A 14259-nucleotide genomic window follows, 5' to 3' on the forward strand; every position below is an offset into this window, starting at 1 on the left:
AAATTAAAATGCTATATTTCTTTAGTTATTTACTTATCTAAACAAAATCTATTAAAGTTGCTGCCAAATTAAACTTCCAACTAACTTTCATTTACTCCGCTCTATTCTAGGATTGTAAATATCTACTATTCTATTGTAATAAAATTTTATTGCTTTTACAAATTAGTTTTGTATTTATCCAATCTTTTTTGTTATATAAATCTCATTAATTATTAATTATAAAAATCTTTTTCATACAATTACTACCCAAAACTTAAGTAATATGTATTATATTTGTATACATATAATAACTGCTTCTCTATTTTAAAGAACAATGCGTATATACAATTTTTTATTACTATTTTGAATTAAGTACACTATAAGTCAATTCATCTAATGCTTTACAAGCCTCTTCATCATTGGGATTACTAATAATCCTTACCAAGTACTGATTCACTTCTTTGTTATATATAGTAAAAATAATTCTACTTGAATTCGAATTAGTCATACATAGATAAAGATTATTTATTGCACCGAACAAATTATTTCTATTATCATTATTGTTATAAGAGCTAAACCTCATCAAATTTAAGCTTGAATATAAACTTCCAGCAGCAGTTGTTCTTAAAAAAGTTTTTCCCTCGTCATCATTCTTATTATAATCATTATTTAGCATTCCGTTAGCTAGAACTAACTGATTTGTAAAGGACTCATCTATTTCCTTTTGATCCTGTTCTCTTTGATTATTCATAATTATACTATATAAAATAACTATAATTAAGGCAAAAGGTACTGCCTTTTTTATAATAGTTCTGGCAATCTTTAATAGTTTTTTCACTACATTATTTCCCCTTTCTCCCTAAATTAAGTATGTAATGTTAAACTCATATATTACAATTTTGTACTTAAGAATTTTTCTACAAACTCTATCTCATTTTCAAATGTACTTTTAGATGTATCTACTTCTGCTAATTTCGTTGATACATTCTTAGCCATATAATGCATATAATAATAGTCTAAAATAAAGATTTGTGTTATTTTCACATAGTTTATATGCACTAAACCTTTATATCTATTTTCTGTTATGATAATCAAATAACTATTGGAGGTTCACTTATGTATAGCACTGTTATTTTTGATATTGATGGAACTATTTTAGATACAGAATTTGCAGTACTTTCTTCTCTACAGAAGTTAGTATATGAAGAGACTAATAAAAAACTAAGCTTTGAAGATTTAATCTTCTCTTTTGGAATCACAGGTGAAGCTGCACTTACACAGCTTGGGATAAAAGATCCTAAGAAAGGCTGTATCAAGTGGAACAAATACTTAAGAGATTACTTTCATCATGTGAAAGTTTTTGATGATATGGAAGAAACTTTAGCAAAACTTCATGAAATGTATATTTCTATTGGTATTGTTACCTCCAAAACCAAACTAGAATATGAAGCGGATTTTATACCATTTGGACTATCTAATTTTTTTAATATAGTTGTTTGTGCAGACGACACTGAAAAGCATAAACCTAATCCTGAACCTATTTTAAAATTTATTGAACTTTCAGGCTCAGATACATCAAATACTATATATATAGGGGATACGATATATGACTTCAGATGTGCACAGGACTCTCATATTGACTTTGCCTTAGCATCCTGGGGATGCAAATCTCAAGATGGTATCAATGCAACTTATATATTAAAGAATCCAAAAGAGTTGTTAGATATAGTTACGGTAGCGTAATATTATGTACATCCATAAATTCTACCTGCTGCTAATATTAGAGATTCACTTATTTAGACTGTTTTTTCTGTCTGATACACACAACAATCAATATCGTATCAGTTTCTATAAGGTCCTTAATCCAACTATTAAGTTATACCTGTGCGATAATTATTGGAAACTTTAATTATAGAACAAGTATAACTTAAGCTTTTATCAAAGAATCCTTTAATGCTATAACTTTGAAAATCGATTTATACATGCATACTGGTAAACCTCTTTATGGTAATTTGAGCCTCAATATTTATACATACTTACCACATAATTGGTATTAGGTAGAACCTGTACATGATATTTCTTTCCTTTTGTAAGAAAGTTTTTAGAATATTGTCCATTAAACTCAAAGTCCTTATCTCCTACCGTGAGTCTTGTAATAGTAGCTCTACCTTTTATAACTTTGAAATCTCTTAATTGTCCATCATAAGCTTCGTATTGTGAGTTAATCATATTTGGTAGATCTTTATAGTAAGGAATCTCTATAGAAGCAATAGCAATTGAAAATATTATGGATACTGCACATATAATTTTCGCTCTTATTTTCACAGAGGGCTTTTCTCCCTTATCGTTTATAATACTTATATTAGAAATACCTAATCCGAATATAACTATGGCAAAAAAACTAATACCTATTATATGTCCTACAAATACTATTTTGAAGTTTTTAGATGATTCCATTATCAAAGGCACTATCAGTCCTATAAAAAATACTGGAATTGCAGAAATCCACATTATTTTTTTAGCCTTATTCTTAAACTTCATTACTCTCACTCCTAAAAATGTATTAATAGCTTAATATGTGCTGAAGAATATATAATCAAACAGAACTTAGCTCTATATCTTTAGTATAATTTTTATGAAATAGTAAACAAATGGCGCCGCTAATATGATACTATCAAATCTATCTAGGATTCCACCATGCCCAGGAATTATATTTCCAAAATCCTTAATTTCATTGAATCTTTTTATTAAGGAAGCAATTAAATCCCCACATTGTGATATCACTGATCCTATAACTCCCATTACTAAACAAAAATATACGAAATTATATTCATGAAATCCTGTAAATTTTAAAATTATTATCCCATATAAACATGACATCAATGTTGCACCTATTACTCCACCAACAAATCCCTCAATAGATTTATTAGGACTTAGTTCTGGAGTTAATTTATTCTTGCCAAAGGTCTTACCGATTGCATATGCAAAGGTATCAGCACTCCAAGCTATTATAAATACAAACCAAACAAGAATATCTCCATAATCATTGAGCCTAACTATTTGAAGTATAAATGAAAACATAAAAGTAACATAGAAAAATCCTATAAAAGTTATAGCTATATTTTTTGCATTTTGCTTACTATAAAAAAGCACTGAGTAAAAGACTAAAAAAATAGAGAATAAACTTATAAACAATCCTAGATTTGAGCTAAGCTTAGGTAAGACAAATATGTAGTATAACACTGAGAATCCCATTCCGATCAACTTATAATTAATGCTAAAACCTTTAAAGGATTTATAAAATTCATTAAGTCCAATTGTTATAATTAAAAGAAGTGCAACATTTAAGAGTATTAGATTTTTGCTAAGCAGTATTCCGATTAAAATTGGTAAGCCTATAAATGAACTTATTATTCTTTGTTTCACCATACTCCTCCTTTTACTCGCAAAGGTTTCTCCTCTTCTTCGTAGGCTTTTTAATGCATTTTCAGAGTGTTCCTCTGATAAATCTGATAAAGTTTTAAAAGGACCAACTTCAGCTTCATAGTAATGATAAAGATGTTTTGGTATGCTATTCAATTATTTCAACCTTTCTCGTATTTAAATCTACAATCCTAGTTCTAGTATCTGACTTTGAAATAAATATTGGCTCCCCATTATTTTCTATACAATAGGAAATAGGAATTGATACCCCACAGTTTCTATAAGAACCATCTGCGTGGCTCGTTCCAATAACAATGGTTTTATAAGTTTGAGCAATAGCCTTTGCTTCCCTCACCCATTGCTCAAACTGTTCCTCACTAAACATTCCTACTCCAATTGGATGTACGATAAAGTCAATTTTTTCTTCTACTCTTTTTAAATCTCTCCTAGCCTTTAGTATTTCCATACATAATATGTATCCAATTGTATTATTATTATAATTAACAGTTAAAGGATCATATAATTCTACATTTTCATCAGGAATAGTTTTAGCTCTTTCTATGATTTTTTTACCGTCACAGCTTATTATTACAGCTCTATCTTTGTTATCTTTTCTGTAAGATGATACTATTGTAACTTTATAGTCTTTAGCAACTTTGCATGCTTCTTCCAATGCTTTTTCGTCTGATAAATATCCTTCAGGATAAAGAACTAAATCAATTCTATCGTTAGCTTTTATAGCTTCTTTCATCTGTTCAATTTGCTTTTCATGTATTGGTTGTCCAATTAAAATTCTCATAATAATTCCCCTACCATAAAACTTTCCCCTCTTTTTATTTAAATCTAAAATGCTATTTTTCAGTGCTTAGTGTAATTTTATTAAAGGAATAGAATACATTAATAAAATCAACATATTTCTTATAAAGATCAGCCTCACTTATATTGAGAACTTCATCAAATTTATTCGGTGACTTTACTAGTTTTCTTAATTTATCATAACCAAACAAATTCACAATAGCTTCAACCATGGTATACGAGTATTGATAGCCATTACGATCAAAAAACGTTTTAAAATCTTCCCCAGTGTCTAAGTCTTTGAAAGTAGGGATTTCCCCATTACTAATCCCTTCACTAACCGTTTGTCTTATCCAGTTTTCATTATTATCCTTGGCTTCATAGCAAGCAATTCCTTCATTTAACCACCTTGGAGTATTGCTGTTTATTTTATTAACTAGAATATGTACAAATTCATGAATTGCAGTATTTAGTACATTATCGAAATTGGATCCAGGTGGTGGATTTAGAGGTGATGCTATTATAATCTTTCCAGCTCCAAGCCCTCCTCTTATCCAATCTGGAGCATCTTGTAGCCCTAAAGCAGTATGAAGTGATTTGATGTTAGAATGAATTTCTATAATTAGTTTATTTTCAAGTTTCTGCTCTAAATTAATTGTTATTCTACTATAATTATTTTCTAGTGCATCTATAACTTTATCTATACACTTACTATCGTTTTCTCTGAAACAGATTATAAAATGCTCTGTCTCTGATCTTAAGTTAAGCTTAATTTCATCCTTGTCATTGCAATCATTAAGTTCTTCATACAAATATTTGTTTTCTTCTTTATTATTTGCAGCATTCATCCTATCATCTCCTTAATAGAAGTACGTTAACTCTTTCTCAAAATATTCTCCCTAATAACTAAACAATTAACGCTTTGCCTCTTACCATAATATTCTATTAATGTAGATAATTATAACTTAATTCACTTGTTGCTACAACTTTCAATTTAATGGCAATAATTGTAGCTAGTGTTTCATATATTGGCGTCAATATTGACCCTAAGCCAATAGAAAAGCAAGATATTATATTTAATATTCTCCTAAATATTTTTAATGTTTTATTCTTTTGAATATAAAAAAAGAGAGAAACCTATTTTTTAAGTCTCTCTCTTTTCTTTGATATTATTCCATATTTAACCAGATTCTATGTAAGCTATCCGATATATCGATCACTTTGTTGAAGAATTTCTTTCTGAAGCTTCTTACTCAAAGAATCAAGCACTATCCTATAGGACATATCTATCATCTGCTTTACCACATTGTCTGGTACATTGCCATCAAAATATACTGAATTCCAATGTAGTTTGTTCATGTGATACCCTGGAATTATATGTTCATATTCGTCTCTCAGCATCTGCCCAAAGAAAGGCTCACACTTTATTGTAATAATAGGCTTATTATATTTATCTTCTCCTATCATAAGAAAAATTTTTCCTCCAATAAAGTATCTAGTAGCATTCCACTCTTCCTTAAAGTCTTTTATAGCTCCATGCTTTGAAAGGCAATACTCATCTAGCCATTCATAGTTCATAAAAACACTCCTTTTCTAACGTACCTTCTCAATACCTAGTTCCTTAAACAGTTTTGCTAATCGTTCATTCTCATGGTTAGCAACAGGAAATCCTGTATTATACGAATAATGCTGTAGTACATCAGCATCCTTAAGAATTTCTTCATAGCTTCCGCCTATATCATTTTTATTACTATGATTATAAATAGCGTTGCAAACAATATTTATTTCTTCTTCAGTAAACAACTTAAGCTCATTTAAAATTTTCCTTGCCTCTATAGATCCTAATTTTGCATGTTCATAGCTGTCTCCTGCTTTATAGGTATAAATATCATGCAACATTCCTGAAATTGCACTTAACTCTGCACTTGCTCCCCGTCTTAATGCAAGAAGACTGCAATGAGAAGATACTCCATATAGGTGTACATACCCATGACGTCTTATTTCTGCATTTGATTGCTTTATTAAAACTCTATCTACTACCTCATGAACTTTTTCTAATCTATTCATAAATTTACTTAGTGCTCAACTTAAAACTTTTACCTGAAAGCACTAATCTCCCTCCATTTCTTATCTATTACTATGCTAGCTAAATCATAACTTTTATATATATATTCACAATAAATTTATATAATGTTATAATCAAAACTTTGTAAAAGTATGTCTTCGCTACATTATATAATGTAGGTTGTTTTTTATATAGCAGCTTCATTTAAATTTATAAATCTTTCACTTAACAAATTACTAGATATATTTCTATTAGAATATCCATTTTAAATTACATCATTTATTTTCTGTTTATGTAAAAATAATGAAACCAAGCTGTAACCTATGCCTCTTTATTGCATGCTAAAATCTTTACATAATATTATATAATCAATACATATAATCAATGGAGGTAATGACATGAGTTCGTCATTAAAAGAAATTATAATAAAGTTCATCTTTGTATTCATTGTACTTTTCTTATTAGGTAACTTCATTCCATGGCTTCATATAGATGCAGTTAAGGCAGTTGCCATAACAGCTGGCGTATCTATAGTTGATACATTCGCACTCATGTTTAAAAAAACTAAAAAAACTTAAATTAGTAAAGCTCTAAAATCTTATGATTACAATTTTAATCTCTACCTCGTAATAGTTTAATTTACAGTAGCAAGAGTTTAAAATCTTCAAAAGCAAAGCACTTCTACCATTAAGAAGTGCTTTTTAACTTTAAAAGAAAGTGTGAAATTACAAACATATATTCTTTTAAATATAAATTTACTTTAGCTCGCTTAATACTAGTAGTTCAGTCTTTCCATCCCATTCTACCTTAACATTTATACCTCTATCAGTATCATTAGGCATTCCTCCAGTGTTTTTCATTTTACCACTGTATTCATTGTTATCCTTAAGCAAAAACTGGTCACTTTCTCCTTCTTTAGGTCCATCAATAGAATATTGAACTTCAGCTTTTGGTTTTTCATCTGTTCCAATATATTTAAAAGTATAATAGCTATCATGTTTCTTTTCGTTTCCTTCTATTTTATAAGTTACTTCCCAATTCTGGCTTTTCCCTTCATAATTGATAATAGTATTACTCACCGTGTTTTCTTTATTCTTACAACCAACTAAAAGTAGCGATAAAATAACCAGTACATAAATAATTTTCTTCATTTGCTCTCCTACCTTCTTTTTCTGTATTATTAGCACCTATTCAAAATTAAATTCCAAGATAATTGTCTCCTACCATCTTGCTTAGTGCCTGTCTAAATGACCCCTCAAAGTTGTTATTATCTGGATCTACAGCAAGCTCACAGCGAGCTGTATATGCAATTATATAAGTGGAACATGCAGATATCTTCATAAGCTCCTCCTTGGTAAATTTTTTACTACGGAATTTTTCATATTCTCTTACAAATTCATAAGCTTCATGTTGTGAAGGAGTTATCTTAACTGGAATATCCCAAGTGGTAGTAAAAGTACTTGCAGCTATACCAAGTAAATGATATTCGTCCTGTAGACACAAACTGTCCCAATCATAAATCATTACTATTTCATCATTAACAAAACGGAAATGCTTCAAAGACCAATCACAATGTCCTAATACTAAATTATCTGGAATTGAATTTATAATTTTCTTTGATTTTGCAGCAATATCATCAATCCAAGTGGCAGCTGTTCCTGCTTTATTAAAATCAAATAGTGCATTATGAGGGGCTGGAAAAAGCTTCTCATTTTTATAGAAATTGAAGTATTTAAATCCATCCATGTTTATATAAGAATCTGTAAGCTTTATCAACTCCGCATACTTTTCTGCAATAGCTTTTCTGATACTTGGATTATGTGCATCTTTTTGTACTCCAATATCTTCGTAACTATTTACCGTTACAATAACATCCCTGTATTCAACAGGTGATATTATAACCTTAGGACACGGAAACTTAAATTCTGACAGCTTCTCCTGTACTTTGGAAATAGCCTTCATTCCTTCAAATGAACATTGTGCAATGGAATCGTCACTATTTAGTTTATTAATTTTTAAGAATATTTCTTGTCCATTCTTTAATTTTAATCCAAAAGACACTCCCACACTAAGGCCTGCATATAAACATTCACTAACCTCACTTTTAAGATAAGTCTTACAAAAATCATCAACAAACTCTGTTAAGCTTACAGCATCCGTTGTACCAACAATGGACTTGGAAAGTATTGTATTTGCTTCATTTTCAAATAACTTTGTCAACCTTTCATACAAACTTCTTTCAACCATAAATTTCTAACCTCTCTTTTATTATCGTTGTTACCATAACTCTTATACACCAAATTATTAATTATTTTTCTCAGTAAATACACCAGCTTGCTGCAAAAATCTAATAATTCATGATGAAATGACTTTAAAATATCAGTATTTCATTTATCTATAATTTAGTGTATTTTTTAATATTGTTTTCCCAACACCCAAATTAACCCGAAAAACATGACTGGAATCGTAATAAAAATAGAAACACATACAATCTTCAAATAAAAATCTGAATAGTCTTTACTTTTTTTTGCTAATGTATGATCTATAACATCAATGAAAATAGCCACTGCAAATAGTCCAGCCCCCACTAATATTGCATTTAAAGCCGATAATTTTATTCCAAGTGATTTATAATTGAAGGCAGCCTGTAGTATGATAATAAGACCAAAAAGCACTTGGGTATTAAAATATTTATTAACTTTACTATTTAAATTTATCCCTTGATCTTTGTAAAACTTTTCTTTGTCTGGAAATCCTAATTCCACTGGTTTACCTAATTTACTATATATTAAATTCTCATATTTTTTACTTTTAAGCATAAATACTTCATGTATAATACTTAATAATCCACCAACAATAAAAGCTTGCCCAATACCAATAGTCGAAGCTACAACTGAAAGTACTATTACTGCAACTAATATCAACAAGTATTTTCTTATATTCATAATCCGCCTCCCCTTTTCTTCTAACTTTATTAGTTATCCAAGAATTTCATTTTATTTATATTTATTTCTTATTTAACTCTTAACTTAACTCCGACCGATATTCTAACATTTATTATACCATCACTTACCATTATGTGTAAAAACAAACTATTTTAAAATATAGTTCTATTTGATTAAACCAAGTTACAATTAAGGGTATACCCCTTCAATCCTAACCCTATTTTCAAAACTTCTCTGGGTCCTGAGAGGAGCATCTGAAAATATAAATTTCATTATGAAGTGTTTAATCTATGTACATATACTTTTTTCATGTATTTTTATAGATTCTTGAATACATCTACTTGTAAAATACCATACTTATATAAGGATATATAATTAATAGAAGCTTTTGAAAAGAATTCAATACATTTGATAAGGAGAATCTTAATTGTTAGTAGATTATTTATCTAAACTATTTCTAAAACTAGTATTTTATTCAAAACCTAATATAGAATTCTCTGAGGAAGAGATACATGATTATGAAAGGATTATTTCTGAACCTAAAAGCTTTCTTATACGATATAATAGTAGATTTCCTAAATATAGATTTATTCAGTATCTTTCTTTGAAAGAAGATTTCATACTTCATGGTACTAACAATAAAAACATTGATGAATTTGAACCTAGGATACAAACACTTTTTAATGGAAAAATCACTGAAGCTGTATTCGCTTCTAAGGATGGGATATGGCCAGTTTTTTATGCCGTATTAGATAGAACTAAGCTCGAACATAGTATAAGGAATGGCTGTGTTCAAATAAAAACAAGTCCTAAATTTTACTTTTTTTCTCTTTCAAAAGATGATTTAAGAAAAAAACCTTGGACATCAGGAATGATATATCTGCTTCCATCTAACTGTTTTCATAAAGTCAGTAGTGGCTCAATACAATTTGACGAGTGGATTTGTGAAAAACCAGTAAAACCAATTGCAAAGTTAGAGGTAAATCCTAGAGATTTTTACTTTTGGACTAAAACTTCAGCACATAAGGAAAATGAACATATTCCTACTACTATAATAAAATATAAACTTAGAAACCTCGTAGGAATTAAAAAAAGCTCCTTAATAAAGAGCAAATAATTGCTTATCTATTAACCAAAACCGTGCATAGAGGGGTTTAATCACAGATATGCATGGTTTGTTTTATGATATTCATTTCACAATATATGTAATAAAGTACTCCATAGTTTTTTTTATAAATAACATCATTTACTAGAGATATGCTCTATTGAACCTTATATGAAATTACTTAACAATCTCAGATTTCTTTAAACTTATTAAAGTTGCGCAGCCGTCATTTTCGCTATCATTAGAACATATTCCATACCATAAATACTCATTATAATCTCTCTTAACTATTTTGTCTTCATAAGTAGCTGGTGATTTTATAAATCTCTTTGGATCGCTATAAGTATCATATACTTCAATCTTAATTATCAAACCGTTATATTCTAAATCACAAAGCTTATTTACCCATGTATTCCCATATTCTCTTGCATATTTTACAATACGAATTCTATCACTAATCTTATTATTTATATTATCCATAAAGACATCTAGTCTCCTAATGTTGTATACAAATAGATTATCATTGTTAACATTTATATTAAAATCTTGTTCTGGAATCTCAACAATATAACCACTATTTATAGCTTTCTCTAGGGTCAAAGTTTCATTATTTAATGCCTCTTCCGACTTATTGCTAAAAATCACTTTCCCATGAATTTTACTGTCTAGGCCATCACTAGTATTAAAAAAATCTTCAATTCCACTAAATTGCTTAATATCATAAAACTTTTTATGTTCAAAATCTATAGGACTTGTAATTAAAATTGAAGTTGTTAATGTAGTTATAATTAAGTTTTTCATGATATCACTCCTTTTAATTTTTCAACCAAAAACTATATTATATCTTGACTATAGTTTTATACCTTAACTCTCTTTTATTTTGCTTTACAAAATATATTGCTATCCCAATTATATGACTTAGAAATATACCAACAATCGTTCCAATGCTTCTTAAATTGATACGTCTTTATAATGAAATACATAAAAAGTGCACCTCTAAATAATAGTCAAATAATATTTAGAAATGCACTTTTTTACTATTTTTCATATATAAGTCTAAACTTTAATTTAAACAAATCACTTATTAATAAACTCCATAACATCTCTTCTCATGCTCTTAGGTACCTCTTTTGTTGGCTTTCCAATTCTAAAAAACATCTGAATTGTATCCCCTTTTTCAGCATAATCTTTATAAAAATTCTCGTACTGATCTTTCATCTCAGAATATTCTTCTAACACCTGACTTAGAGGTTGCATAACTAATCCTAAATCATGTGCATTCAGCACTAAACTGCTGTATACCATGCCACTTTTTACTTGTTCAATCCGGCTATTATTTTTTGTAATAACCATACCGTATGCAGGGGTATTTTCTACTGCTGTTTTTGTAGAATTAATATAGATATCACTTGAGGCTTTTTCATTATTTATTGAAGGAATAAGAGTTATAAGCCCTTGCATCAAGTACTTTTTCATACCTGTTATATTCTGTCCCTCAAAAGAGTAACCATATCTATATTTATTTTTCTCATACTCGTTAACACGAAATACTTTGTCTGATTCTTCATTCATTCTATGGATGTTTGCTTCAATTTCAGCACCTTTTATGGCATATTCACCTAACCTTTTCAAGTTGTTTTCGTCATCAAAGGTTTCTATTTTTACATCTTCTTCACTTAAGCTTATCAATGTATCTAACTGGCTTTTTGTTAAATTAGTTTTTTCATAAATCTCTCTATTTGTGTCAGGCAAGAACATAAAATCATATAACTTACTATCTTTAGCTTTAGCCTCTGAAATAGTTACTTTAGCCACTGGTTTTTCTTTCATACTACTAGCTAAGTTTTGTTCATCATATTGGCCTTTTGGGAAAAAATCTATATTTACCTTATACCCAAAATGCTCTCCTGAAACCACAAGATATTCTAAAAATGTTCCTTGTGTTATCATTGTTTGCCTTGCGAAAGGGTCAACTTCTGTGGTTAGCAAATCGCTATTTGCATATAAATAAAAAACATCCTTGTCTTGGTCTAACTTAATAATCCACGGTTGCATGTTATGCCCACTGGCAGCTAAAATACCATTTGATATCAGTTTTATTCTTTTATCATCAAACTTATCTGAATAACTCTTCCCCCATGGTTCCAAATATTTTTCTTTTACAAATGCCCCACCAGCTGTAAGTACTATTAATAATAGCGTAATCAATACTAAAAACATTGCTAACAGTACCCTTTTAACATTTTTCATCCCCCAATGCTTCATCACAGCTCCCCCTTTTATTTTTTAGGTTTTAAAATATTATTAAGTTCTTATCACTTATATCAAGATTTTCAAAAACTTTTCTACATAAACCCTTAGAGCATTAAATTAAGTTTATTCTGATATGGAATGAAGCTACTTTATATCATTATGCCCTAATTGCTTTTGTAAGCATGTCAAAAGCTTCTTCCAAAAGCTCCTCAGAGTTTTTCTTGTGATACTCCATAATATAACGTTTCTTTGTCCTTAAAGTATTAAATACTCCTATGGTACACGACCATAATACTAAAGCAGTGTTTGTAATATCTATGCTATTATTAATAGTTCCATCCTCAATTCCCTGCGTTAATGAACTTGTAAGATAATCAAATATCTTTTCTCCAAGCTCATAACATTCTTCTTTAGCACTATCTGTTACCCCAGTTGAAAAGTCCATGTCACCATTTTCATAGTTCATTATTGCACTAAAATAATCAGCATATTGTTTACTGAATTCAAATAGAATTAGCCCCAGTTTTCTTATCTTATATATTCCAGTATCCTTACATATCTTTTTGTCATAATCATCTATCATTTGTATTAGGATTTTATAGCCTCTAATCATTATTTCAAAATAAATCTGTTCCTTGCTCTTAAAATATACATATACTGTTCTCTTACTAAATTCTGCAGTTCTTGCTACATCGTCCATTGTAGCTACATCATAGCCTTTAGAAAAAAATACTATCTCCGCTGCATCAATAATATCTTTTCGCCTTAATTCTTTTTCCTTTTCTTTACGCTCTTCTGCTCCCATAATTCAAAATCTCCATAACTGCAAATCTCTAAATATTTAAATATAACCTATTCTAAATACGTTTAATGTAAACTCATAGTTTACTTAATTGCATTATAGTGTACTTATCCATTTTTTTCAATATTAATTTACGGGTATTTCAACTTTTAACAAAAAGAAAGCTAGAATGAGAGTTTTAACTTGCTTAATACCTTCATTCTAGCTTTCTTTATTTATATTATTTATACTGCTATTTAGCTTATCAAAAGATTTCAATTAACTTTGTTTATAGACTATGTTTAAGAATATTGTAGAAATTAACTTATTTGTCATCTAACATTGATACTAACTTATTTATTGTATTCCAATTTCTAACTGTGCTGGGTACGTCTAATTTACCAAGATTGTTAGCAAGTTTAGAATTTCTTATGCTTTTGCTAAAAAGTAAAAATACATCTCTGCTAATGATTTTATATTTATTACCTTCGTCTTTATACTTATCTATAAGCTTAACTTTATCTTCTGAAGGTGCGTACTTCATTAGGGATACATAGAAACACTCCCCTTCAGCCGTCGCTTTAGCTTCTTCTATTTCAGTTTCTAAAAATGGGCAGTTACTTATTATATCCCTTAGTTCTTCTCCTGATCTCAAAATAATACTGCTACTAAACCCAAATTTCTCTTCAAATGCATCTTCAATTTTATTTATTATTACTTCTTCTTTTTCTTCTTCTGCTTTAAAAATCACATTTCCACTTTGAATATATGTCTTAACATCAACGTAACCTAACGACTCAAAAAGCTGCTTCAAATCCGCCATCTTAATTCTATTTTTTGTACCAACATTAATTCCTCTTAATAAAGCTACATATGTATTCATATACCCCACCTTATTCTTAATCTAATTTCA

18 protein-coding genes are annotated in these 14259 nt (G+C 29.1%); 3 read left to right on the forward strand and 15 right to left on the reverse strand.

Annotated elements, in window-relative coordinates; genetic code table 11:
* Positions 1-337 precede the first annotated feature (337 nt).
* Positions 338-817 (reverse strand): hypothetical protein, encoded by a 480-nt coding sequence (locus tag bsdtw1_RS11195; protein WP_183277650.1) that lies wholly within the window; start codon positions 815-817, stop codon positions 338-340.
* A gap of 278 nt (positions 818-1095) precedes the next feature.
* On the opposite strand from bsdtw1_RS11195, the gene bsdtw1_RS11200 reads away from it, so the two are divergent.
* Positions 1096-1722 carry an HAD family hydrolase gene (locus tag bsdtw1_RS11200; RefSeq protein WP_183277651.1) on the forward strand — a complete coding sequence of 209 codons (627 nt, stop codon included), beginning with the start codon at positions 1096-1098 and terminating at the stop codon, positions 1720-1722.
* Between the two features lie 276 nt (positions 1723-1998).
* Here bsdtw1_RS11200 and bsdtw1_RS11205 read toward each other — a convergent pair whose 3' ends face one another.
* The 7 genes from bsdtw1_RS11205 to bsdtw1_RS11235 form a co-directional block, all read right to left on the reverse strand.
* A complete protein-coding gene (locus bsdtw1_RS11205; protein ID WP_183277652.1) occupies positions 1999-2520 on the reverse strand; it encodes a hypothetical protein in 522 nt (173 codons plus the stop codon).
* Between the two features lie 72 nt (positions 2521-2592).
* Positions 2593-3558 carry a phosphatidate cytidylyltransferase gene (locus bsdtw1_RS11210; protein ID WP_183277653.1) on the reverse strand — a complete coding sequence of 322 codons (966 nt, stop codon included), beginning with the start codon at positions 3556-3558 and terminating at the stop codon, positions 2593-2595.
* Positions 3551-4201, reverse strand: a complete 651-nt coding sequence (locus bsdtw1_RS11215) for a hypothetical protein (protein WP_183277654.1) — start codon at positions 4199-4201, stop codon at positions 3551-3553. The genes bsdtw1_RS11210 and bsdtw1_RS11215 overlap by 8 nt, the downstream gene beginning before the upstream one ends.
* Before the next feature lie 52 nt (positions 4202-4253).
* A complete protein-coding gene (locus bsdtw1_RS11220; protein ID WP_244638153.1) occupies positions 4254-5045 on the reverse strand; it encodes a gluzincin family metallopeptidase in 792 nt (263 codons plus the stop codon).
* Positions 5046-5142: 97 nt separating this feature from the next.
* A complete protein-coding gene (locus bsdtw1_RS23615; RefSeq protein WP_183279794.1) occupies positions 5143-5316 on the reverse strand; it encodes a DUF1646 family protein in 174 nt (57 codons plus the stop codon).
* A gap of 81 nt (positions 5317-5397) precedes the next feature.
* Positions 5398-5775 (reverse strand): MmcQ/YjbR family DNA-binding protein, encoded by a 378-nt coding sequence (locus bsdtw1_RS11230; protein ID WP_183277655.1) that lies wholly within the window; start codon positions 5773-5775, stop codon positions 5398-5400.
* A 15-nt stretch (positions 5776-5790) separates the two neighbouring features.
* Positions 5791-6264 (reverse strand): HD domain-containing protein, encoded by a 474-nt coding sequence (locus bsdtw1_RS11235; protein ID WP_183277656.1) that lies wholly within the window; start codon positions 6262-6264, stop codon positions 5791-5793.
* A gap of 396 nt (positions 6265-6660) precedes the next feature.
* Between bsdtw1_RS11235 and bsdtw1_RS11240 the strand changes: the two genes are divergently transcribed.
* Positions 6661-6840 carry a hypothetical protein gene (locus tag bsdtw1_RS11240; protein WP_183277657.1) on the forward strand — a complete coding sequence of 60 codons (180 nt, stop codon included), beginning with the start codon at positions 6661-6663 and terminating at the stop codon, positions 6838-6840.
* 177 nt (positions 6841-7017) lie between these two features.
* Here the strand turns inward: bsdtw1_RS11240 and bsdtw1_RS11245 are convergent, their stop codons facing one another.
* The 3 genes from bsdtw1_RS11245 to bsdtw1_RS11255 all read right to left on the reverse strand — a co-directional run bounded on the left by bsdtw1_RS11245 (position 7018) and on the right by bsdtw1_RS11255 (position 9207).
* Positions 7018-7413: a hypothetical protein gene (locus tag bsdtw1_RS11245; protein WP_183277658.1), complete on the reverse strand. Its 396-nt coding sequence runs from the start codon at positions 7411-7413 to the stop codon at positions 7018-7020.
* A gap of 46 nt (positions 7414-7459) precedes the next feature.
* Positions 7460-8509 carry a hypothetical protein gene (locus bsdtw1_RS11250; RefSeq protein ID WP_183277659.1) on the reverse strand — a complete coding sequence of 350 codons (1050 nt, stop codon included), beginning with the start codon at positions 8507-8509 and terminating at the stop codon, positions 7460-7462.
* Between the two features lie 167 nt (positions 8510-8676).
* Entirely contained in the window at positions 8677-9207 is a 531-nt protein-coding gene (locus tag bsdtw1_RS11255) for a hypothetical protein (RefSeq protein WP_183277660.1), read from the reverse strand.
* 427 nt (positions 9208-9634) lie between these two features.
* Between bsdtw1_RS11255 and bsdtw1_RS11260 the strand changes: the two genes are divergently transcribed.
* A complete protein-coding gene (locus bsdtw1_RS11260) occupies positions 9635-10324 on the forward strand; it encodes a hypothetical protein (protein ID WP_183277661.1) in 690 nt (229 codons plus the stop codon).
* Between the two features lie 165 nt (positions 10325-10489).
* Here bsdtw1_RS11260 and bsdtw1_RS11265 read toward each other — a convergent pair whose 3' ends face one another.
* The 4 genes from bsdtw1_RS11265 to bsdtw1_RS11280 form a co-directional block, all read right to left on the reverse strand.
* Entirely contained in the window at positions 10490-11113 is a 624-nt protein-coding gene (locus bsdtw1_RS11265) for a hypothetical protein (protein WP_183277662.1), read from the reverse strand.
* A gap of 276 nt (positions 11114-11389) precedes the next feature.
* Entirely contained in the window at positions 11390-12577 is a 1188-nt protein-coding gene (locus bsdtw1_RS11270) for an Acg family FMN-binding oxidoreductase (RefSeq protein ID WP_183277663.1), read from the reverse strand.
* Between the two features lie 145 nt (positions 12578-12722).
* Entirely contained in the window at positions 12723-13370 is a 648-nt protein-coding gene (locus bsdtw1_RS11275) for a TetR/AcrR family transcriptional regulator (protein ID WP_183277664.1), read from the reverse strand.
* Positions 13371-13671: 301 nt separating this feature from the next.
* Positions 13672-14229, reverse strand: coding sequence for a DUF1697 domain-containing protein (locus bsdtw1_RS11280; RefSeq protein WP_183277665.1), 558 nt, complete (start codon positions 14227-14229; stop codon positions 13672-13674).
* Positions 14230-14259: the final 30 nt, after the last annotated feature.

Origin of the sequence: Clostridium fungisolvens (assembly GCF_014193895.1) — a bacterium.
Classification (GTDB): Bacteria; Bacillota; Clostridia; order Clostridiales; family Clostridiaceae; genus Clostridium_AR; species Clostridium_AR fungisolvens.

What these genes read in the sequence shown, in the direction of transcription:
- bsdtw1_RS11200 (WP_183277651.1), top strand. Translation starts at nt 1,096, where the DNA reads ATGTATAGCACTGTTATTTTTGATATTGATGGAACTATTTTAGATACA.
- bsdtw1_RS11205 (WP_183277652.1), bottom strand. Translation starts at nt 2,520, where the DNA reads ATGAAGTTTAAGAATAAGGCTAAAAAAATAATGTGGATTTCTGCAATT.
- bsdtw1_RS11215 (WP_183277654.1), bottom strand. Translation starts at nt 4,201, where the DNA reads ATGAGAATTTTAATTGGACAACCAATACATGAAAAGCAAATTGAACAG.
- bsdtw1_RS11220 (WP_244638153.1), bottom strand. Translation starts at nt 5,045, where the DNA reads ATGAATGCTGCAAATAATAAAGAAGAAAACAAATATTTGTATGAAGAA.
- bsdtw1_RS11230 (WP_183277655.1), bottom strand. Translation starts at nt 5,775, where the DNA reads ATGAACTATGAATGGCTAGATGAGTATTGCCTTTCAAAGCATGGAGCT.
- bsdtw1_RS11235 (WP_183277656.1), bottom strand. Translation starts at nt 6,264, where the DNA reads ATGAATAGATTAGAAAAAGTTCATGAGGTAGTAGATAGAGTTTTAATA.
- bsdtw1_RS11240 (WP_183277657.1), top strand. Translation starts at nt 6,661, where the DNA reads ATGAGTTCGTCATTAAAAGAAATTATAATAAAGTTCATCTTTGTATTC.
- bsdtw1_RS11245 (WP_183277658.1), bottom strand. Translation starts at nt 7,413, where the DNA reads ATGAAGAAAATTATTTATGTACTGGTTATTTTATCGCTACTTTTAGTT.
- bsdtw1_RS11250 (WP_183277659.1), bottom strand. Translation starts at nt 8,509, where the DNA reads ATGGTTGAAAGAAGTTTGTATGAAAGGTTGACAAAGTTATTTGAAAAT.
- bsdtw1_RS11255 (WP_183277660.1), bottom strand. Translation starts at nt 9,207, where the DNA reads ATGAATATAAGAAAATACTTGTTGATATTAGTTGCAGTAATAGTACTT.
- bsdtw1_RS11265 (WP_183277662.1), bottom strand. Translation starts at nt 11,113, where the DNA reads ATGAAAAACTTAATTATAACTACATTAACAACTTCAATTTTAATTACA.
- bsdtw1_RS11270 (WP_183277663.1), bottom strand. Translation starts at nt 12,577, where the DNA reads ATGAAGCATTGGGGGATGAAAAATGTTAAAAGGGTACTGTTAGCAATG.
- bsdtw1_RS11275 (WP_183277664.1), bottom strand. Translation starts at nt 13,370, where the DNA reads ATGGGAGCAGAAGAGCGTAAAGAAAAGGAAAAAGAATTAAGGCGAAAA.
- bsdtw1_RS11280 (WP_183277665.1), bottom strand. Translation starts at nt 14,229, where the DNA reads ATGAATACATATGTAGCTTTATTAAGAGGAATTAATGTTGGTACAAAA.